Raw genomic sequence first — 21772 nt, forward strand, 5'->3', positions numbered from 1 at the left:
AGATAACAATCACCCGACTTGCGATTAATATTCAACAAGTGCAGTATGCTTACTTATATCAATGGAGGTAAAGTGATGTTTGTAGTTTCGTTAACATATGTCTGTGAAATGAGTGAAGTAGAGAAGTACTTAGATGCTCACATTGACTATCTAGAAAAAGAATATAAGAAAGGTTCTTTTATTGCTTCTGGTCGGAAGGTTCCAAGAATTGGTGGTGTAATCTTAGCCAACGTTGATAGCCTAGAGCAGTTAACCCAAATATTAGACGATGACCCGTTCAAGCAGCACGGTTTAGCCGAATATGAAGTCACAGAATTTATTCCATCTAAAACATCAAAAGAACTCGATTTTCTTCGTCAGCAGTAGATTCATTCGAGGCAATCAAGGGTGATGCGTTACACTCGGCGGTTCTGGCTTGAAGTTTAGTATGCTTTGTTAGTTCAGTGTGTAGCAGCTGATCCCAAGCGTTAGCTGTCTTTCTACGCTACCATGGTATCTCTGTTCTATCATAGCTGAAGAACCTACCTGAATCTGTTGGTTTTACTGTATCTAATAGATCTAGTAAACAATGAGCCACATAATCAGGAGTAAATAGTTTGGTTGAAGGGACGTTTTTTTGGAATGGCTTAGATAAACGGGTATCGGTTGTTCCTGGCTGAAATGCGAGTACACAGCAGTTAGGTGCTTTATGCTTCCATTCAATACTAATGGTTTTGATTGCCATGTTCAGTGCAGCTTTAGAGCATCGATAACTAATCCATCCCCCGATTTTGTTGTCTTCTATACTCCCGATTCTCGCCGAAAGTGCGATGAAATAAGTGTTTTGCTTCGATTTCAGGTGGCTAGCAAAGTACTTAGCAAGATTAATGGTCGGTACAACGTTTGAGTTAAGATTGTGATGAAAAAAGTCAGGGTTAAAATCATTAACAGACTTTTCTGGTTTACGGTTTGGTAAGTGTAGAATTCCCGCTGCATTAATCAATATGTCAAGACTAGGAATACTATCGGCTAGTGAGCGAACATCTTGCTCTGAAGCAGCATCTAGTTTGAACCAGTTAACACGGGTGTTTTCTAATATTGGTTTATGGGCCCGGTAAGTGGCATGAATAATAGCTTCAGGCTTTGATGCTAGATACAGCTTTACAAGAGCGGCACCTATACCGCCTGAGCCACCGATAATTAGTATCTTCAACGAGTTTACCGATATGATTTATATCCACTAAGCATAGGGTATGGGCGCAGATACAGCCATACAAAGCTTCAAAGTGGCTTGTTACACTTGGCGGTTTTGGTATGGAGTTCGGTGCGCTATGCTGGTTCAGTGAGGAAGATCTTATTGCAGGCGTTATATGTCAGAGTATCCCTCGATTAGCATATATACTCGAAGTCATTCCAGTTAAGTGATGCTCGTCTGATACACTTGGTGACTTACAGAACTCGAGTTCAACTTAAGAAGGAAGTCATGAAAGTTATTTCGAAGAATGATATTGAAAAGTATATTGGTGTTGATATTGAGCCGACAGATTGGTTTGTCGTAAATCAAGAGCAGATTGATCAATTTGCAGATTGTACCTTAGACCATCAATTTATCCATACGGACCCAGTAAAAGCGCAGGGTACAATGTTTGGGTCTACGATTGCACACGGTTTATTGTCTTTATCAATGCTTCCATATTTTGCCGAGAGTTTTGGCTATCTTCTGGAGGGCGCTAATATTGGTGTCAACTATGGGTTTGATAAAGTGCGCTTTATTCATCCTGTAAAAGTGAATAGCCGTATTCGTGCTCATGCTAAATTGATTGGTGTAGAAGAAAAGAGCCCTGGTCAATATACATTTAAGACGGAAGTTGTCGTTGAAATTGAAGGTGAAAAAAAGCCTGCGTTAATGGCCGTGTGGTTAGCCATGCAGATTGTATCTTAGCTGACAGAAGTAATATCGCTTTAAACATATAACAAAGCGATTAAGGGTGACGCTCAACGCTCGGTGGTTTCAGTTTAGAGTTTTGCGTGCGTTGCTGGTTCAGTGGGGGATACCTTATTGCAGGTGTTATGTGTCAAAGAGTAGGTATGAAATGAAAATACATTGTCGAAAACTGAATAAAATTGATTATTTGAATATGAGGTCTCTCCTGATAAGAGACGGGGTCAATAATTGGAACTACATTACTGAAGAAAGTATATCCACCCAATTTTCATTGATCGATGAAGGGAAAGCATCAGCTGTTTTGGCTGAAGTTAATGAGGGCGAAATTATAGGTTTTGCAGTAGTTATTCATAGTGATGCATTTCCCGCTAAATTGGCAAAATACACGGATTTCTCCGGCATCGCTTACGTGAAGGAAGTCGTGGTTAGTAAATGTCAGAGCGGTCAGGGCGTGGGCAGTAAATTACTTCAAGAGTGTGTCCGTATAGCCCGTAGCCGGAATGCGGTTAAAGTATTTGTCGAAAGGCATGAAGAGAACGCGCCTTCAGCGGGGATGATGCGTAAGGCTGGTTTTGAGATTATTGATACATTTTATGATCCCGAAAAAAGAACAGTAGGATCAAGAAACACATCAGTATTAGCAAAATGCACATAACAAAGGCAACCAAGTGGACCTGTTACACCTGGTAGGTTCAGTAGCGCACCTCATGCTCGACGTTATCAAAAATATGGGTTGTATTTACAATAAAAAAAGGGGTGAGAATAGCGACGTGATGCATATTGGTTATATGCTGGTGAGTTGTCAGAACGTCTAGGTATAAATAGCAAGGAAGTTATTTACACCTTACATTTCATATGCTTATATGCATAATCATTTGCTTTTAATATGTGTATGACAAATGTTATTGGTCGTATATTGCTGAATTTAGATCAATATACTTCTTCGTATATCGATGGATAAATGAGCGATGCGAGAGCAGGGTTTACAGAACATGGTGTTCCGCCCAATCATTGGCATTCCATTTTTATTTATATTGTTAGAACTAAACTAAGGCCAGTTATTAAAAGTGATGTGTTTTTATTCTGGAGCATAGTGGCTTCACTGGTTTGAATTCGTTTGTGTTTCTTTGTCGATAGTAGAAATTCTCTTTAAAGGAAATCATAGTGCAGAAGTACCAATATCGCTTGTATTGCTCAGAATGTGAAATGGTTACCCCACATGATGAAATTGAATCAGAACGTTTAGAGCCCAAAGAGATAGGCTCATCGAATATCTATCTGAAAGCGATGAATATGGTAATTGGCCTGTTTACGGAAATGTTAAGTAGCTCAACGCAAACTAGTCATTATAAGTGTTCAAGGTGTGGAAATAAATTTGATGGTTACGAGGACAACTCACCACTTTAAGTAATTCGCTATTGGTTATGATCGTTGTTAGATTTAAATTTTGCATGGGCTTGGTGCGTTATATTTTTAGAGGGAAACGAATTGTGTTGTTGAAACGAGTTTTACTGTTGCCTTTGTTACTGTTTTCATTTGTTACGATTGCTCAGCCTGATGATATTTACGATCCATCAAGGGACGCATTAAGTGATTTCAAGAGCGCATTAACCTCGGCTTCTGTTGAACAAAAAAACATATTTGTTATCGCGGGTGGTAATTGGTGCAGCTATTGTCATCGATTTGAGAAGAACTTAAAGGATGCTTCACTTGATGAGGTATTAGAAAACGACTTTGTCCTTATTAAGGTCAATTACAGTGAAGAGAACTATAACGAGGGCTTCTTTTCATTGTTTCCTGATATACATATCTTTCCTCACATTATGATTGTTTCGGCAAATGGGGAGCTACTTGAGTCTACTCCTGTTCCTTCTACTGAAGATGAATTTAAGAGGTTGTTAGCGAAATATACTATCGAGAAAAGTGCCTAGCGAGATGACCAAGAGCATCGCGTAACGATTACATGCTTCAAACATTGGTACAAATGAAAACGTTAGTTAGTCTGCATATTTAGCTGTAAAAGTGCTTTGTGTGACCATAGTCACCACGGTGCATATCTGATTTACTATTATTCCCCTTGATTAAGATTAAATGCTGATTGGTATTGTAAATAGCATACCGACTAGCGGAGTTATTAAAATGATGTTCAGGGAATGAGTATGTCTTATACAAAACAACAAATTATGCTGACATTTAGCTATATGTCTTATTTTGGCTTCGCTCTGGAAGGGACTGATAAGAAAAATGCCGAAATAATCCTAACAAAATTCAATGAAGCCTTAAGATCATGGAAACCGATCAAAAATCAATGGGAAGTTGTTTGGGGGCCTGCAGTTTTTGCTCTCCCAGGAACTAAATTTGACGATAGCTTAATGTATGCTGTTCGTAATATTGAAGACCCTTCCAAGTATGTTATCGCTATTCGGGGGACGAACCCTGTTTCAATACCAAATTGGGTGATATGGGACTTTCAAGCAAAAAACTTAAAGGACTGGCCCTTTGGTAATCCCCCGCAACATTTAGTACCTCAAATTTCTGAAAGCACCAATTTTGGACTCATGATCCTACAAGCACTCCGACCAGAATCTGGAATGCCGGGAGCGAAGAAAACAATATTGGAGTTTCTCAATAGCGAGTTGGGAGCTGATGGAAAAGGGGATATTTGCATAACTGGTCATAGTTTGGGTGGGGCACTGTCTCCAACTATGGCGCTATGGCTGAAAGACATTCAAGGGACAGGATTATCTGAAAATGCCAATATCTCAACGGTGGCTTTTGCGGGGCCAACTGCGGGAAATGAAGATTTTGCTGAGTATTCCGACCAGAGACTTGGTGATCAATGTGATCGAATTGCTAACTCGTTAGATATTGTCCCCCACGCCTGGAATACTAAAACGTTAAAGAAACTTTATTGCTTGTACTTTCCGCTTGTGCCCAGTCTTCCGCTAGCCGTGTTTTTACGCAGAATGATCCGTGAATCCAAGGGTAAGAAATATATGCAGATTAATGCCAGTGAGCCACCTTTGGAAGGAAAATATAAGATTCTGGCAGTACCTTACATCATTCAGGCGATTTATCAGCACGTACAGGGCTACCCGGAACTAATGGGGATGGAAGATGATATACCCCTAGAAGATTTACTGCCGCTTCCTAGGATGATACGCGAGATATTGGGCCCTATCGTTAACTAAGCACACTCAGCGATTACTGCTCCTAGGCTGAGACAGTAGCTACCGGCACATGAAGCCTTGTTTTGGTAGCTAGCTGATTAGCTTTAGGAGTTCATTGATGAACTCTAACCATAGGTTGAGGGTTTCCATGACGATTACCAGACAGGTTAATAGAGGCTATAGATTAACAACTTGACGGATGATATGCATCAAGAAAATCATAGCAAGGAAGACACTAAAGCCCACCATTCATGGCGTTATTACGGGGGCTATGAGTTTGTCGTTTCTGTGAATTGAACAACTAACGGGTTTTACTTAAAGCTCGCCAGATGACGAGCTTTATTCTATATGTGTACTGTTACCACATTTCCCACTGAACGGCTTCAATTTCATTCTCTACACTGTCTGGCAGTGCGCTGAAGAAATCTAGCTGGGTTAGCTGCTCAATTTCATCAACTGTTGTGATGAACCCTGAAAGCTCAGAAGATGACACCTTGCGGTGCGGAACGATGAAAGCAATTGCATCGTTGTAGGCTGGATCCAGAATAACTTTATAGAAGCTATTTGGAATATATACACCATTGCCAATATAGGTTTCATTACCGTCCCATATCGGGCCAGAGATGACATATAGTTCATCATAGGTATTGGCCCACTCGCGCACTTTTTCTTCAAGGGCTTTCCAGCCTCCGCGGTTAAAACCCGGTAGTTGAGGAGCCATGTTAGACATCAGAAAACTTTGCTGCATTGACTCTTGCGAGAAATCCATGGTGCCAGAAGGAGCTAGGTGGCCACGGTCATAGCCAGTTTTCGTGTAATCACTGCTTTTTGCACGATAGGCGGTTGGAATTTCAGCATCAGTACGGAAGCTGTTAGAGCGTTCGTAGAAGGCATTCACGCTTTCTTCGGTGATGTGATACGCCACCCAATTAGAAACTTTGTTCTGGTAGTTGTAACCTGCGGCATAACCATCCCTGCAGAGGATCTGATCGCTTTGATTCGGTGTACCAACATCTAGGTGTTGATTACAGGTTGCCGCTGCGGCCGATGTCGAAAGAGCAAGGCTTATTATCGCGAAAAGGATGTGTTTCATTATTTTGTCGTCCTTATTGTTTGTATTTATAGGACGAAAGATATTATTAGCCTGGCGAATGAAACTGTATTGATAAATAGATAAATTGTGACTAGTGTTTTAATCGAGTTAATAGCGTGGGATATAAAGCACTTTATCAACAATATTAATCACTTAGAGCAATGATTATTGAGTGACTTACATGAAGTGTTGAAACTGAGATATTAATCGACTAATACAAAGAAGGCATCAGAGAGGAGGGGACAGTGAATATAAATTTTAGGTACAAAAAAGGGCATCCTAAGACACCCTTTCTTCAAAGCTTAAACGCTTGGTATCAAATTAGATACGCTCAACGTTAGCAGCTTGAGGACCTTTCTGACCTTGTTCAACGTCGAAAGATACTTTCTGGCCTTCAGCTAGAGATTTGAAACCGTCACCAGCGATAGCACGGAAATGAACGAATACGTCAGCGCCGCCATTGTCCTGAGTGATAAAACCAAAACCTTTCTCGTCGTTAAACCACTTAACAATACCAGTTGCTTTAGACATGACATGTCTCCTGAAAAAAAATTAAAATTACGCTTTTTGCGTACTTAAGCCAACATAATGTATTACTTATGGACAAAAGAATAATGAAGCTCTTCAGGACAACTGCGCTTTTTGCAAAGCGGTGGAACGAAGTTTTCTATTTCAATTTGTTGCATAAATAGGTCTGCATTACAGGCCGGAGACTATTAAGCCATAAGGGATAGGTCAGGGCAAGCAATTACTTTAAGTTTTAAGTGCTTATCGAAGAAAATGTGATATCGGTATCATTCGTGCGTAGGATAATCTCTGGTTTTTACAATGTGTTAGTGACAAATGACTTGATAGCGGGGGAAAAAGAAAATTATATAAAAACAAATTGCACAGATTAAAAAAGGGCCAAATAGCCCTTTTACTTGCATAAGTAGAAGATAGATTAGATCTTTTCTACGTTTGCCGCTTGTAAGCCTTTTGGACCTTGCTCTGTTTCATAAGCCACTTTTTGGCCTTCAGCAAGTGTTTTGAATCCGTCGCCAGTGATAGCACGGAAATGAACGAATACGTCAGCACCGCCGTTATCTTGAGTGATAAAACCGAAACCCTTTTCTTCATTGAACCACTTAACGGTACCTGTTGCTTTAGACATGTTGTCTCCTGAATTTCTACATCAACAATAAGCGCCAATAACTATTTAACTTTGGTGACAATTGAAACAGATTGCTTCAGTACAACATTCTTAAACAAGAGCCTATACATGAAGAGTTTTCGTTACATTGTTGCATCATTGCCAAACACTACTGGTCTAATGAAAGAGTAGGCACTGATATGCTAATTGCAAATAGTTAAGTGATAAATTTGTGGTCCGATTCACAGGATTTAGCTGAAATCGGGACCTCGTTCTCAATCAATAGACAGATGAATTAAAAGCGTTTTCTTACGTTTGAGACATTGCGCATATTGTAACGATAAGTGGGAATGATGAAGTTTTCCTACCTAGCACTTTGCTGCATTAAATCAAAGAATCGTTGATAATTTTTTTCTGTTGGTAATGTGACTTGAGTAACAACATATTTTTCTGTTATAACAAAGTCAGTTAGGCTTTGTAGATTCATAAAAGGACAAATAATGAACACTATCCTAGAGCTTGTTCGCCAGACACGCCGCAAAAACAAACTGAAACGTGAAATCCTGGATAACGATCGTAAGGTCCGTGATAACCGCAAGCGTGTTGAGCTGCTAGAAAACCTGCTTGATTACATCAAAGCAGACATGACTCACGATCAAATCGTTGAAATCGTAGAGAATATGAAAGGCGACTACGAAGATCGCGTTGATGATCACATTATCATCAGTGCCGAGCTATCTAAAGAGCGTCGCGAAGTGAGCAAGAACGTTAAAGATCTGAAGAAAACAGAGATTGCTAAGCACTAATTTCTGCTGGTCAATTTGAAAGGCTCGACTTAGGTCGGGCTTTTTTTGTATCGGTCAATAGGTACATCTGTATTGGTAGCTTTAGGTGGTGTTATTACCAGCTGGTGATCGCATCAAGTTATCAACGCAGAATACTAAAAACTCTCCGTGCGCCATACGATCACTCAGCTCATTGATCATCTCGTCACTGGATTTATGGTGCTGAAGTGGGTTGGGGCAAAGCTGGCGATATAACCGATGTAAATTAAAGCGATAACCCCACCTATTACAGTGGGTTCGTAGTAACCGGTCTGCCCAGTACTTGTTTTTATACTGCTCTTTTGCGAGACCCAGATCGCCGTCTACTGCCCGGTGGACAGGAGCGATGACATAACAGAACCCCACAGCGTCAACCAGTAGTGTTTGATTGAATTTGGCGCTGGTTAGTGAAGTATCAAAGTGCACGGTCGAATCTCCCTAAAGCCCGCATATAAGTCCCTTAATATCTTGTTTAGTGAAACAATGTTCGAGCGTTAATATGCCGAGCGTGCTTTTTCAACTTCTGTAAATAGGTTGTTGGCCTTTTTCATTACCATGTTCGCTGTGCGTACTTTATTGGCCTTGAGGAGATTTTCTGAAAAGTCTAGGTACTGGGTAGCCAACGAAAGGCGCATTTGAATGAGATGAGAGAAGTCATTCGGCAAGTTTCCGGCAAGGGTTTCTACGTCTTTGTTCAAGGAGTCTAGCTGTGTGACGTTTTTGATTTTGCTGAGTTTTTCATTTAATTCATCAAAGCTGTTTTTATAATACAGAGCGGCGGCTTTGTATGGAAACTCAGGGGTATAACCTTCATTGAGTTGGGCTTGATAGTCAGCCAGGATCTGAATCGAACCCTTCAATTTTTTTCCTGATGCCAGTAATTCCTGTTGAGTCGGGCTGTTAGCAAATATTAATTCACCAACATTGATTAGCTGTTTGAGGGCTAATAAATCGAGCATTTTAGTGGCATGATCAAAAGCGCTTGAAAAAGTCTCGTGAGCTTTGGCTGTCGGCTTAAACTGGTAGTTCCTTTTCACTAACGTCAAATCGGCAAGGAGCTGGTGAATATCAGTATTATCAGATGGCTGATATTGCCCTTTTTCTAGTGCTGCGTTGAGCCGCTGTACTAGCATTTCAACAGTGGATTGCCAACTGGTACTAATATCTTCTGAGATTGCCTGTAATGTTTTTGAATCTGGATAGAGAGCCTGTGCCGCCAGGAGTTCTTTTTCTACAGCATAATAGTCAGGATAGCGTTCTTTTCGATTATTTAGGATTGTATTAATACGATGTTCATATATCGTCAGCACTTGTTGCTGCTTGTGGCGAAGTAGGCCATCGATCAACAAAGGCTTCTGCTTGGATAAAGTAGGAATCACAGTAAGGAGCTCGGAAGCCGAGAGCTTGGTGAGTTTTTGAACATCCAGGACGGTTTGCTTAGATTGTTGTAAGTTGGCGGAAAGCTGTTCAATTTTAATATTATTTTGTTGGTAACCATATCCGATAGTAACGGCAACACAGCATGCCGCGACCAAGGCAGTAACAACAGGGCCGAAGTGGATATTGATACGTTTGTCCAGATCTGAGAAACTTTCCAGCCGAGAATCAGCCTGAAAATGTAGCCCTTGGCGAAGAATGTACCATTTGTAGGGGCTTAAATGCCGAGGTTTTTTTGCTTTCATTTGGGACTTTTGCGCAAGATCGGCAGGTTTGCGCATAAAGGGGTGCTGACTGGTTAATAGCTCATAGGCGATGGCGCTAAAGGCAAAAATATCATCTTTTGCCTCAGGTTCTTTACCCTGTAATAGGTTGGGCGACGCGTAAGTTGGGGTATAACCGCTTAGTGCATTGGTTTCATTTTGAACTTCTGTCGAGTAATCGTCAGCATGTAGATTAAATGCTCTGGATACACCAAAGTCGAATAGCTTAATTGTTCCGTCACGGGTTAGCATTATATTGCTTGGCTTCAAGTCGGCGTGTACGACCCCTTGGCTGTGGGCATACTTGAGTGCCGCAATTACCTGATTAAGAACTTTGGCCGCGCTTTTGTAATTTAACCCGTTCGGGCGGGAGCGACGGATAACTTCTTCGAGCGTTTCGCCATCGAGCCATTCCATAACGAGGTAGTGGGCTTGCTTTTCGCCACCAAAATCATAGACACGGATAATATTGGGATGGCTTAGCTGCTGGGTTTTTTGTGCCTCACGAATGAGTATTTTGGCGGCGCCGGGTTGGTTTAGATACTCCCTTTGTAATATTTTGAGTGCCACATAGGGAGCGGAACTTCCTGATGCTTCTAATAATAAATCGGTTGCCTGATAGACATCACACATCCCGCCGTGGCCAATAAGCGCTTCAATTCTGTATCGGCCCTTAATAATATTTCCTTTAAGGGAGATGTTATTTGATATTGCTGGTGATTGTGAAGAGGATAAATCTCCTGTTTGCCGTGTAGTTCTGGTTGACACACGTGTTTTATCGGACGCTGAGTTATCTGCACCTTGCTGGTCTGTTACCGCATCTTTTATTTTAGAAATGTTAATTTTATCAGTGTTTTCCATGTCGATGATTTCCCCACACAATCTATTTCAGCCGTTGTATGGCGTCCTGAATAACAATGAAACTATTATCTTCCTATTTGATAATAAGAGGAATGCGGTGAAGTACTGAGTTATTCACACTCAATGCAACAGTGTTGAACTTGATTTTATGATGTGTGTGGAATAAATAAAATTGAGTAAAAACCTCTCGTTGCTATTTCAAAAGGTTATTTTTAGTATCGCGGTAAAGAAACGCTTTATAGTGGCATGACACTTAAATTACAAATCTGTTTTTACGTTTTGTTTTAAATTAGTTTTATCAATATATTTTAATGGTTGGCAGTTTTGCTATGGAAATAACATTTTCGGTTGTGAGTTATCATCGCTTCACTTCAGATTTTGAATCGAAAAAGACTTTGTTGTTTAATGATAAACAACAAACGTTTGTTATCGGGCGCTCTGAACAGTGTGATTGGTTCCTTCCGGATCCTGAACGTGTTATATCAAGTAAGCATGCTTATATTGAGAAGCAGGGAGAGAAACTGGTAATTGTTGATATGTCTACCAACGGTGTATTTATTAACAGATCAGTTAAACCATTAGGGAGAAAAACCGTTCATATCCTTGCTGATGGTGATTGTATTGCATTTGGTGATTATGAAATAGATGTGTTAATTAATCATATTCACGTTACTGCTCCGAATGAAAAATTGAGCTTTGGAAATAAAAAGTTTCAGGATGATTGTGACTTTGGTATTTCTACCAGTGAATTAAGTCGTTTAAGTCAATCTAATGAAAGCCATTTTGAAAACTCAGAGATGGCAAGTTCGTTAACCGTATTTTCTACTCACGCCGAAGACAGTTTTATCGCGCCTTCTACTGAAGCACCGCTGCCGGAGTTACTTCATGACTTGCCTATTCCTGAAGATTGGAGCGCTATGTTAACGACGGAGCCCGTAGAGCTGCAATCAGGTGTTCTCGCATTGAACCAGCCAGAGAGGCGCCATGAAGATGCCTTTGAGGATGGCCTATTGGCGAATAATAGTCGGTCTACTAATGAGGTGAACTGTGGGCCCGATGATATGCCTGATGGCTTAGATGCTTTTATCCGTGGACTTGGCATTAGTCAGGGCATGATCTCACCAGAAACTGATGAACAATGGTGGTATGAGTTGGGTGTTTCAATGCAGTACCTGATGACCGGACTTATGGACTCTTTGCATCAGCGTGCAGCATTTAAGCAAACCAGCCGTTTGAATCAGACACACTTTAAACGCCAAGAAAACAATCCATTGAAATTTTCTGCCACGCTCGAAGATGCCATTCATAATTTATTCAGCCGGAAAAGTACTAGCTTTTTACCACCGGAACAAGCAATCAAAGAAGCTTTTCTGGATATAGAAAAACATGAGAAAGCATTGCTGGCTGGAGTAGATGGTGCGGTGGGAGGAATAATGAAAACACTTTCTCCAGAATCCATTGTAGAGATAGGCGCCGATCAAAATGTATGGTTTCGATTTTCTCCGGGTAGTTCAAAGATAAAAAGTTGGAATGCATACGAAGCAATGTACAGGCGCCTTGAAAATGATCTTGAAAATTCGAGTGAAATTTATTGTTGGGATGATTTTGTTAAATCATATGAAGCAAGTTTACGAGAGGTTAAATAATGAATTTGTTGAAAACAATAAAGTGTAAGTTGATGTTTGTAACTGTTCTCTTATTATTTGTTAATGCCTGTACAGTTGCAAACTATGTTGTTCCTGCTTATACAATACTAAAATTTGATGTTTCTCATGATGTAAATCCCGACTTGAAAGGCAGATCATCACCCGTAGTGGTTAAAGTATTTGAATTGTCTTCAAAAACAATATTTGAGACTCGGGATTTCTTTGCATTATATGACGATCCGGAAAATTATCTTGGCCCTGACTTGATTTTGAAAAATGAGTTTGAACTCGCTCCTGGCTCTGAACATAAATATGAACTGAGCTTGGCTCCGGGAAGTCGTTATGCGGGTATTTTAGTGGCATATCGAGATATCGAAAATGCGCGTTGGCGTGAAGTTGTTGAAATCGATTCAAGTGAATATCGAACAGTACACATCAATGTTGGTGAGCTAGCGGTATTTATAAAATAGCCAATAACAACATTGCAGTTGCAAGGAATATGCAAATATGAGCGATTATAGCCGAGTTGTCTGGAGCGAGGGGATGTTTCTGCGCCCACAGCATTTTCAACAGCAAGAGCGCTTCATGCTGAATGAACTGAATGAACTTGTTAGCCAAGCTTCTAGTTATTCATGGGGTTTTTTTGAGTTGACCGTAGATGAAGCTCTATTGAACCATGGCAAACTTGGATTCGAAAGCATTTACGCTCGGATGCAAGATGGAAGTGCAATCATTAGTCCTAAGCGCGATGCATTACCTCTACCTCTTCAACTCGATAAAAGCGTTAGAGAACAAATTGTCTATCTGACTATCCCGATCGAACAGGTTGGCGGGATGAATATCGCAGCTTCCGACAGTTCACAGGTGACACGGTATCGTTTTGAAGATCATGAAGTCGCTGACTTTAATGTCGGAAGTGATGCGACGGATGTATTGCAGCTCGCTAAAGTAGCGCTTGAATTGAAGCTGTCCAGTGACAGCTTGTCTGGCTATGTCACGCTGCCAATTGCTCGCGTTATTGAAATAAATGATGAAGGAAGGGTGATCCTTGACGAAAAATATATCCCGCCATGCCTAAATGTTCAGCGTAATAGGGTTATAAAACGATTCCTAACCGAGTTAAGTGGAATGGTCAAGCTACGGGCAGACAGTGTTGCCGGTCGGTTAAGCCAAGGACAGGGAACGGCAAGTTCAATCGCTGATTTTCTAATGCTTCAGTTACTGAATCGTTATCAACCTTTGCTAAATCATTTTGAAGTCACCGACGGCTTACATCCAGAAACGCTTTGCCGTTATTTACTTTCAATGGCAGGAGAGTTGGCTACTTTTTCTGGCGATACCAAGCGCCCGCCTGAATTGCCGGTGTACCTACATGATGATCTAACAATGGTACTGGGCAATCTCATGACAGTGTTAAATCAGTATATGAGCGCTGTTCTTGAACAAACGGCAATACAGCTACCTATCGAAGCGACAAAGTTTGGCATTCGTGTTGCTGCTGTTCCTGATAAAGGGCTGTTAGAGCGATCCATGTTCGTGCTTGCCGTCAAAGCGGATATTCCAAATGAAGAATTGCGCCGGCGGTTCCCGGCTCAAGTGAAAATTGGGCCGGTGGAACATATACGTGATTTGGTCAATAACCAGCTGCCAGGTATTGCGACGACTGCTTTGCCTGTGGCACCTCGGCAAATACCTTACCATGCGGGTTATCACTATTTTCAATTAGATAAAAGTAACGACTATTGGCAACGATTGAGTGCCAGTGGCGGTATAGCTCTGCATTTGTCAGGGAAATATCCAGATTTAGATATGCAGTTATGGGCAATAAATTAAGAAAAAGAGTGTGGTTAAAGGATTAGGATAATGTCAGAGGCAACGTTTATTAAACCTCGTCCAGGGGGGCGAGGCAAGACAGCTGAAGCCAAGAACGCGGCGAAGCCGGATCATGCCCATACTGCTGAACAAACCGTCGTGCTAACAAAGATTAAGACCGGTAATCAGTTTAGCGGGTTGATGCCTTTGGGTGATAACCCGCTGATCGAAGAGGCGGGATCGCTGTTATCTCTTGTTGGCCAAATTCGCTCTACCGCTGATCATAGTGATGTGTCTTTTTTTCAGCAGTGCTGTATTGATTTGGTACATGACTATGAGGCTCGGTTACGCCACTTATCGATAGCGAGTGAGAAAACTGAGGCAGCAAGATACTGTATTTGCTCTTTTATTGATGAAACAGTCCTAAATACCGTTTGGGGAGAGCAGTCCAATTGGTCGACAGAGAGTTTACTCTCAACGTTTCATGCAGAAACGTTTGGCGGTGAGTATTTTTATACCCTTCTGGATAGCGCACTGACCGAGCCACAAGCTAATTCGCAGTTACTCGAACTGCAGTACCTATGCTTGTCGTTGGGGTTTGTTGGCAAGATGCGCGTTGAAGAGCGTGGTATAGAGAAGCTTGAGACCTATCGTGAAAAAATTTATCAGGCTTTGCTTAGTCTTCAGGGCGAAGTGGAGACAGATCTCTCTCCTGCGTGGAGTGCTTCAGTTATACATGGCACGGAACCAAAAAATGGAATTCCTTTATGGGTACTTGTATCTGTGATTGCTGCCATGACGCTGGCGATTTATATGGCGTTTAGCTACACAATTAATACCCAATCCAATCTGACTTTTAATGCGATAAATACCTTGGTCCGGTGGGAACCGAAAGAAGCTATAGCACAGCCATCAAGCGCTCCAGACTCATTATATTTGCAGCAGCTATTGCAAAGCGAAGTTGAAAGAGGAGTGCTCGAGCTGGTCGAGTTGCCCGATCGTGTACGAGTCATTATTAAATCTAGCGAGTTATTTCTATCTGGTAGTGCCGAAGTGCAAGAGGCTTTAATTCCTTTGCTCTCTAAAGTTGCTAGGACGCTGGAGTCAACACGTGGTCGGATATTGATTACAGGCCATACCGATGATCAGCCTATTTTTACCAGCAGATACCCTTCGAATTGGCATCTGTCTTTAGCCAGAGCAACTGCAGTTGCCAATTCAATGGCATTGGGAACTGATCTACATGGTCGCTTATGGCCTGAAGGGTTAGGAGATTCAAAGCCAAGAAAACCGAACGACAGTCCTGACAATCGGGCGAGTAATCGTCGTGTTGAGATTGACTTACTGTATTTACAATAAAGGATTGGTCAGTACTAATGTTCAAGAAGGGATTTTTTAAGTGGCTCGGAGATATTCTCTGTTCTAAATGGGCTATTTCGCTGCTGGGGCTATTAGCCATTTCGCTATTGATTTGGTTCGGTGGCCCGTTGGTTGCGGTGGCTGGATCTGAGCCATTGTCTAGCCCGGTATCAAGATTGACTGTTTTGCTTGTTCTTGCGCTATTGTGGGGAGCGATAAACATTGGCTCTCGAACGAAAAGTAAGAAACAGAATGAAAATGCTGTCAAAACTTTGTTAGATGGCGACAAGTCGAATAATGCAGATTCCGCATCTAAGAAAGAGATCGATACACTTCGCTCTCGAATTGTGCAGGCACTAGAAGTATTGAATAGCTCCTCGCTCGTTCGGGGACAAAGTGTTTATCAACTACCTTGGTATATCCTTATTGGTCCGCCTGGAACAGGTAAAACCACAGCACTCAATAATTCAGGCTTGGAGTTTCCATTAAAAGATAAATTGGGAAATGACCCACTAGCTGGTATTGGTGGCACTCGACACTGTGATTGGTGGTTTACCAACAAGGCTGTGCTGATAGATACCGCTGGTCGGTATACGACACAAGATAGCAATAGTGAGCAAGATTCGAGGGCTTGGCTTGGTTTTCTCGGCCTGTTAAAGAAATATCGTACTCGTCGGCCGATCAATGGCGCGATTGTGACAGTTAGCCTCGCTAGCTTGCTGACACAAACTCGAACAGAGCGGACCCTTCATGCTCGTGCTATCAAACATCGAATTCAAGAGCTTCAAAATCAGCTTGGGATGCATTTCCCTGTATATGTGGTTTTGACCAAGGCAGACTTAGTCGCCGGTTTTAGTGAATTTTTTTCTGATTTAAGTCATGAAGATCGTGAACAAGTGTGGGGCATGACCTTCCCTGAAAAAGCTGATGATCCTGAGCGGGGTGTTGTTGCGCTGTTTAATCGTGAGTTTCACTGTATGCTCCGACGCCTTGTGGAAAGAATGAATACTCGCATGCAAAGCGTACGAGATATAGATAAGCGGACACTGGTTTATGAATTCCCGAAACAGCTTAGGTCCCTTCAGGCGGCAGCCGATGATTTTCTCAAAGAGGTATTTACACCCAATACGTTTGAGGAAGCGCCAATGCTGCGTGGCGTCTTTATTGCAAGTGCAACCCAGGAAGGTATGCCAATCGACCGGGTTGTGGCCGAAAACTCAGGGGGATTGGGTTTAGGTCAGATCCCCCTACAGCAGCCAGGTTCTGATACAAAAGGTTATTTCATCAAGCGCTTGTTTGAAGAAGTCATATTTCCTGAACAGTATCTTGGTACCGATAATCGAAATCATCAAAAACAGAACCTGTGGTTAAGACGCGGCGTACTAGCGTCATGTGTTGTCTCGATGTCAGTAGCCAGTGCTCTTTGGCTTAATAGTTATCGATGGAATAAAGCGCTTATCACTCAGGCCAGCGCCGCTGTTGATGAATACCAGCAACTTATTTCACCTGAACTGAGTGAGGACACTGATGTAGTGACATTGGTACATGCGCTAGACCAGCTAAAGAATATTCCAGCTGGTTATAGCGAAAGGATGCTTGATGCTGATGAGGTTGAGCGTGTTGGTCTGTATCAGGGAGATAAGATAGGGCAGCCAGCGAAAGCAGCCTACGAGCGTGGGTTGCAAGGATATTTTGCACCTTACCTAGTTAACTCTCTACAGCAAGAAATGGCAACCAATGACAGTTATCTTGAATACCTTTACGAGACATTGAAAACGTACTTGATGTTGTTTGATGCTGAGCATTATGAAGAAGATCAGGTAACTAGCTGGTTCTCCGTTTTTTTTGAGCGAATGTTTCCGGGAGAAGTCAATATACCGCTTCGTCAATCTTTAATGGAGCATACAAAGAATGTACTTAAGAGTGGAATCACGGGTGTTGGCGCTGATGACGATGCGATACAAACGGCAAGAAACATACTGACACAAATGCCGTTGTCTGAGCGAGCCTATCAGCGGTTGAAAATTGAATATATCGATAGCCATGTACCTGATTTTAGATTGACTGATGTGCTGGGAGCTGAAAGCCACGGTATTTTCGAACGGCGTAGTGGTAAATCTCTCTCCGAGGGGATCTCTGGCCTATACACCTACAGTGGTTTTCATGGCATTTTTCAGCTTGAGAATAAGCGAATTGTTAAAAATCTTATGGAGGATAGCTGGGTATATGGTGATGAGCTATTACTTGGCGAGTCAGCTCGCAAACAGGTAACCCAATCTGTCAATGATAAATATTACCGAGACTATGTCTATGAGTGGACTCAGCTACTTGGTGATGTAAGGCTGAAATCTTATAGCAATGCAAAGGATGGACTGGCGCAGGCAAAAGTACTCGCTGGATCTGAGCAGCCGTTAGAAAGTTTGATTCTTGGTGTACAGAAACAACTTCGCCTAACGACATTACCCGTTAGTAAGAACGCCAAAGTTGCCGGAGCGATAGCTGGTAATGCTGCGAGTGTTGCGCTTGAGCAAAGAAAATCAAGAATTGCACGTTACCTGCCAAATGAGATGCCAGTTGTAGAGTTAGAGTTACCAGGTAAGGAAATAGAAAATAAGTTTTCTGAATTCTTGGCACTTAACGAAAACGATCTCAGTGCGCTAAACGAATCTTTAGTGTTATTGCATAATTATTTGGCAGAACTAAGAGCAACGGGCGATCGAGACAGTGCCGCTTATAAAAGTTTATTGAGGGGAGAGACCCAGGGTGACTTAAACAGTGCGTTAAGCCAAGTGAAAGATCACCTGCCATTGCCGTTTAATCAATGGGTTAATCAGTTAGAACGCCAAACGAGGAAGCTGGCAAAGCAAGGTTCGAAAATACACCTTAATACAATTTGGCAAGATACTGTTGTTCGTGAATATAAGGCGGCTATAAAAGGGAAATATCCGTTTAGTAGTCGAGCGAGGAAGGAAGTCCGCCTGAAAGATTTCGGTCGATTCTTTGGCTACGGCGGTACGATGGATACATTTTTCACGGCTTATCTTGAGCCCTTTGTGGATACATCGAAGCGTAATTGGCGGTTTACAAAAAGTATTGGTGTGAGTAAGGCCTCGTTGCGTGCTTTTGAGCAAGCAAGGCGGATCCGGGATGTATTTTTTGAACCTGAAAGTCAGTTTCCAAGGGTCGAGTTTGGTATCGAGTCAGTGTATCTGGATCAGCATATCAGTAACTTCAAGTTCGAACTTGGTGGTCAATCAATGATGTACCGCCACGGGCCTACGCGGGTTATGCAATTTACTTGGCCATGGAAGGGCGAGTCTTCAAAAGTCCGTTTGGTCTTTACGCCACCACAGTCAGGCCATTCGATTACTAAGAATTATGCTGGCAGCTGGGGGCTATTCAGAATGCTGGATGAGGCAGCAAGGCACCGAAGCAAAACCCGTAAAGATCATCTCGTGAAGGTTGAAGTCAAAGGAAATAGAGCTGAGCTTCAATTATTGCCGAGTAGCGTGGCCCATCCATTTTGGTTAAAAGATCTTGAGAGGTTTTCGTGCCCGATGAAACTGTAAAGCCCTCACTTGGGTATTTTGGCAAGGTTCCCGAGCGAGGAGACTTCATACAAGATCAAATCTCGCCTGATTTTGTTAAACCTTGGAATGAATGGCTCCAGGCAACCCTTGCAGTTAGTCGTGAGCAGCTCGGAGAAGAGTGGCTTGATTATTATTTGACGAGTCCGGTGTGGCATTTCTCTTTGTCAGCGGGGGTGTGCGGTGATAGCGGGATGGTTGGCACGTTCATGCCAAGCATTGACCAAGTCGGGCGGCATTTCTATTTTACCGTGGCGGCAGAAGTGGATAGGCCTGCTGTGTGTTATTGGCTTCGACAGCAGTGGAGCCAAAATACAGAAGATCATGTTTTGAAACTATTAGATGAACCGATCGATCTAAAGCAATGGATTTCAACGTTAAATACGGCCGACGGGTTTCTTGAAGAGAAGCCTGAACGCCCTGTAATAATGATAGATACGAGTAATAGTGAGCAGTTGGTATTGCTGGGTGGACAAGATTTTCATTCAGATCACTTGCAGCATAAGGCTTTCCGGGAAAAATTTGATCGTTATTGTATCTGGTGGACCTCCGGCTCTGAGCAGATACCTGAATGTACGCTGGTGACAAAAGGCTTGCCATTAGTCAGTCAGTTTTCGGCCATGTTAGATGGCAACTGGGAGCAATGGGGATGGTAATGAAATCAAAAGAATCAAACTGGCGTTTTTTTTCGTTTGCACAAACCCATGCCGGTAAGGTACGGCCTTATAACGAAGATGCTTATTTGGAGTGCACAGTTGAAGGTGTCTGGGTTGTTGCCGACGGTATGGGGGGGCATAAAGCTGGTGATGTTGCCAGCAGGATGTTGGTCGATACTGTGCAGCAGTTCGTCAAAGAGTTACCTCGGGAGTCACTAGGTATTGATTACATGCGAAAAGCACTTGATGAAGCAAACAGCAGAATCTTTGACTATTCGCAACGTTATCTTCAGGGCGAAACGATTGGGACAACAGCCGTTCTGCTATTTGTTCAAGATGGGCGATATCATTGCCTGTGGGTGGGAGATAGTCGTTTGTACTTGCAGCGAAATCAACAGTTAGTGCAAAAAACTAGAGATCATAGCCAGGTTATGGATATGGTCGAGCAGGGCTTAATTCGAGCATATGAAACAGAAAATCACCCTATGGCAAATGTGATCACTCGGGCTATTGGTGTTGGCCCTGATATCGTGATTGACCAAATTTCCGGGGAGTTGGTATGGGGAGATCAGTTTCTGCTCTGTACTGACGGGCTAACTAAAGAGTTACCAGATGCTCATATGGCGCACTGCATGCAATCGAACATAATTTCAGATTCTGGCTTGGCTTTAATGCATTCCGCACTCGTGAGAGGAGCCTCAGACAATGTGACTTGTGTATTAGTTCGAGCCACTAATACAGGGGGGGATAACCAGCAAGGAACAGAGAGTGATGATACCGTTCCTCTGTTTAACTACGCTAGGCAATAAATAAAAACATCCCAATACTGTTTATACATAATCACAGGTTAATCATGGACGATGAGTTAATTGATTTTGATGCATTAAAAGCACCAATATTAGAATTTCAACCAACGGGAGAAGATCCGCGCACCGATACTTCTCCTAATTCACCTTATTTCTTACTTAAAGATGTGAGAAATAAAGCGCGAGCAGCAGAGAGAAATGCATTGGTCGATAATGAACCATTGCTTAATTATGCTTATCAATGGCGTGACATATTAGAACAAGTTCCAGAATTATTGATCTCACAATGCAAGGACCTAGAATTTACTGCTTGGTTAATTGAAGCTTTGGCGAGAAATTATGGTTTTCGAGGCCTGATGACTGGTTTTAGAACCGCAGCAGTATTGATCGACGAATTCTGGCAGGATTTATATCCGATGCCAGATGAAGATGGGGTGGAAACGCGCATTGCACCCCTTGTGGGTTTGAATGGGGTTGAAGGTGAAGGCACCTTGTTAATGCCGATAGCTTGTATACCAATAACCGAACATAATGGTGAGAAAGCTTATTCTTTGTGGGAGTATGAACAAGCCCTAGAAATAGACCGTTTGGATGAAGACAAGAAAAAGCAGCGTATTAATGCGGGTGGAATTGAACTAGAAAAAGTACTTGATGCGGTTCATTCTTCTAAGTCGGAATTTTATCAAAAGCTGTATCAAGAGATTCAACAGAGTATTCAAGCCTATGATACCTTAGTAGATTTAATGGACAGCGCATGTGGTGTTCTTTTACCGACGACTCAAATTTCCAAAAGATTGCAGGCCTGCTTAGATGCTGTTGCTTACTTAGCGGATGATAAGTTGCAAGAACCAATGCTTGAAGAAGTGAAAATATTACCAAGCGGAAATATGGCGGATGAGAAGGAAGCGTCAGTACTTTTTAAGCAGTTAAGCTCGCGCAAAGAAGCGATTAAGAACTTAATGGAAATAGCCGACTTCTTTAAAAAAACAGAGCCCCATTCTCCCATGGCATACGCAATTGACCAGGTAGTGCGTTGGAGTGATATGGCATTACCCGATTTATTAGAAGAGCTTATATCGGACGGTGAAGCGAGAAAAGGGTATTTCCAGCTTGTCGGAATATCGTTGGAAAATAAAGAGTAACAATTAACATCCTATAATGAGGATGAATTATCCTGGTTTGAATTAATAAAATGGAGAATA

The 21772-nt window shown here is 42.1% G+C and carries 20 protein-coding genes; 14 read left to right on the plus strand and 6 right to left on the minus strand.

Features of this window, described 5'->3' with window-relative positions; translation table 11 throughout:
* The first annotated feature begins 75 nt into the window (after positions 1-75).
* The gene (locus EDI28_RS04010) at positions 76-366 is read left to right on the plus strand and encodes a YciI family protein (RefSeq protein ID WP_128782981.1); all 291 of its coding nucleotides are present in this window, start codon (positions 76-78) and stop codon (positions 364-366) included.
* Positions 367-484: 118 nt separating this feature from the next.
* On the opposite strand, the gene EDI28_RS04015 is transcribed toward EDI28_RS04010, so the two are convergent.
* A complete protein-coding gene (locus EDI28_RS04015; protein WP_128782522.1) occupies positions 485-1192 on the minus strand; it encodes an SDR family NAD(P)-dependent oxidoreductase in 708 nt (235 codons plus the stop codon).
* Between the two features lie 270 nt (positions 1193-1462).
* On the opposite strand from EDI28_RS04015, the gene EDI28_RS04020 reads away from it, so the two are divergent.
* The 4 genes from EDI28_RS04020 to EDI28_RS04035 all read left to right on the plus strand — a co-directional run bounded on the left by EDI28_RS04020 (position 1463) and on the right by EDI28_RS04035 (position 5115).
* Positions 1463-1921, plus strand: coding sequence for a MaoC family dehydratase (locus EDI28_RS04020; protein WP_128782523.1), 459 nt, complete (start codon positions 1463-1465; stop codon positions 1919-1921).
* A 151-nt stretch (positions 1922-2072) separates the two neighbouring features.
* Positions 2073-2579, plus strand: coding sequence for a GNAT family N-acetyltransferase (locus tag EDI28_RS04025; RefSeq protein WP_128782524.1), 507 nt, complete (start codon positions 2073-2075; stop codon positions 2577-2579).
* A gap of 835 nt (positions 2580-3414) precedes the next feature.
* On the plus strand, positions 3415-3855 hold the full coding sequence (locus EDI28_RS04030) for a thioredoxin family protein (protein WP_164918466.1): 441 nt from the start codon (positions 3415-3417) through the stop codon (positions 3853-3855).
* A 228-nt stretch (positions 3856-4083) separates the two neighbouring features.
* Positions 4084-5115: a lipase family protein gene (locus tag EDI28_RS04035; protein ID WP_128782526.1), complete on the plus strand. Its 1032-nt coding sequence runs from the start codon at positions 4084-4086 to the stop codon at positions 5113-5115.
* Between the two features lie 337 nt (positions 5116-5452).
* On the opposite strand, the gene EDI28_RS04040 is transcribed toward EDI28_RS04035, so the two are convergent.
* The 3 genes from EDI28_RS04040 to cspE (EDI28_RS04050) form a co-directional block, all read right to left on the minus strand.
* Positions 5453-6187 (minus strand): DNA/RNA non-specific endonuclease, encoded by a 735-nt coding sequence (locus EDI28_RS04040; RefSeq protein WP_128782527.1) that lies wholly within the window; start codon positions 6185-6187, stop codon positions 5453-5455.
* A gap of 321 nt (positions 6188-6508) precedes the next feature.
* Positions 6509-6718, minus strand: a complete 210-nt coding sequence (gene cspE, locus EDI28_RS04045; protein WP_128782528.1) for a transcription antiterminator/RNA stability regulator CspE — start codon at positions 6716-6718, stop codon at positions 6509-6511.
* A gap of 412 nt (positions 6719-7130) precedes the next feature.
* A complete protein-coding gene (cspE, locus tag EDI28_RS04050; protein WP_036824165.1) occupies positions 7131-7340 on the minus strand; it encodes a transcription antiterminator/RNA stability regulator CspE in 210 nt (69 codons plus the stop codon).
* Positions 7341-7819: 479 nt separating this feature from the next.
* Between cspE (EDI28_RS04050) and EDI28_RS04055 the strand changes: the two genes are divergently transcribed.
* Positions 7820-8125 carry a DUF496 family protein gene (locus EDI28_RS04055; protein WP_128782529.1) on the plus strand — a complete coding sequence of 102 codons (306 nt, stop codon included), beginning with the start codon at positions 7820-7822 and terminating at the stop codon, positions 8123-8125.
* Positions 8126-8206: 81 nt separating this feature from the next.
* Here EDI28_RS04055 and EDI28_RS04060 read toward each other — a convergent pair whose 3' ends face one another.
* Positions 8207-8569 carry a hypothetical protein gene (locus EDI28_RS04060; RefSeq protein WP_128782530.1) on the minus strand — a complete coding sequence of 121 codons (363 nt, stop codon included), beginning with the start codon at positions 8567-8569 and terminating at the stop codon, positions 8207-8209.
* Positions 8570-8637: 68 nt separating this feature from the next.
* Positions 8638-10704, minus strand: coding sequence for a serine/threonine-protein kinase (locus tag EDI28_RS04065; RefSeq protein ID WP_128782531.1), 2067 nt, complete (start codon positions 10702-10704; stop codon positions 8638-8640).
* A gap of 329 nt (positions 10705-11033) precedes the next feature.
* Between EDI28_RS04065 and tagH the strand changes: the two genes are divergently transcribed.
* From tagH to tssA, 8 genes are read left to right on the plus strand one after another with little or no spacing between them, the layout of a single operon-like run.
* On the plus strand, positions 11034-12350 hold the full coding sequence (gene tagH / locus EDI28_RS04070; RefSeq protein ID WP_164918467.1) for a type VI secretion system-associated FHA domain protein TagH: 1317 nt from the start codon (positions 11034-11036) through the stop codon (positions 12348-12350).
* Positions 12350-12820, plus strand: a complete 471-nt coding sequence (gene tssJ, locus EDI28_RS04075; RefSeq protein ID WP_128782533.1) for a type VI secretion system lipoprotein TssJ — start codon at positions 12350-12352, stop codon at positions 12818-12820. Before tagH ends, tssJ begins: the two co-directional genes overlap by 1 nt.
* A gap of 37 nt (positions 12821-12857) precedes the next feature.
* Positions 12858-14183: a type VI secretion system baseplate subunit TssK gene (gene tssK, locus EDI28_RS04080; RefSeq protein WP_128782534.1), complete on the plus strand. Its 1326-nt coding sequence runs from the start codon at positions 12858-12860 to the stop codon at positions 14181-14183.
* Positions 14184-14213: 30 nt separating this feature from the next.
* Positions 14214-15521: a type VI secretion system protein TssL, long form gene (gene tssL / locus EDI28_RS04085; RefSeq protein WP_128782535.1), complete on the plus strand. Its 1308-nt coding sequence runs from the start codon at positions 14214-14216 to the stop codon at positions 15519-15521.
* A 17-nt stretch (positions 15522-15538) separates the two neighbouring features.
* Positions 15539-19090 (plus strand): type VI secretion system membrane subunit TssM, encoded by a 3552-nt coding sequence (tssM, locus tag EDI28_RS04090; RefSeq protein ID WP_128782536.1) that lies wholly within the window; start codon positions 15539-15541, stop codon positions 19088-19090.
* The gene (tagF, locus tag EDI28_RS04095) at positions 19072-19764 is read left to right on the plus strand and encodes a type VI secretion system-associated protein TagF (RefSeq protein ID WP_128782537.1); all 693 of its coding nucleotides are present in this window, start codon (positions 19072-19074) and stop codon (positions 19762-19764) included. The genes tssM and tagF overlap by 19 nt, the downstream gene beginning before the upstream one ends.
* Positions 19764-20573 (plus strand): PP2C family protein-serine/threonine phosphatase, encoded by an 810-nt coding sequence (locus tag EDI28_RS04100; RefSeq protein ID WP_233353263.1) that lies wholly within the window; start codon positions 19764-19766, stop codon positions 20571-20573. Before tagF ends, EDI28_RS04100 begins: the two co-directional genes overlap by 1 nt.
* Before the next feature lie 44 nt (positions 20574-20617).
* Positions 20618-21712 carry a type VI secretion system protein TssA gene (tssA, locus tag EDI28_RS04105; protein ID WP_128782539.1) on the plus strand — a complete coding sequence of 365 codons (1095 nt, stop codon included), beginning with the start codon at positions 20618-20620 and terminating at the stop codon, positions 21710-21712.
* The last annotated feature ends 60 nt before the right edge of the window (positions 21713-21772 follow it).

The organism is Photobacterium chitinilyticum, from assembly GCF_004104355.1.
In the GTDB taxonomy this organism is placed as follows: domain Bacteria; phylum Pseudomonadota; class Gammaproteobacteria; order Enterobacterales; family Vibrionaceae; genus Photobacterium; species Photobacterium chitinilyticum.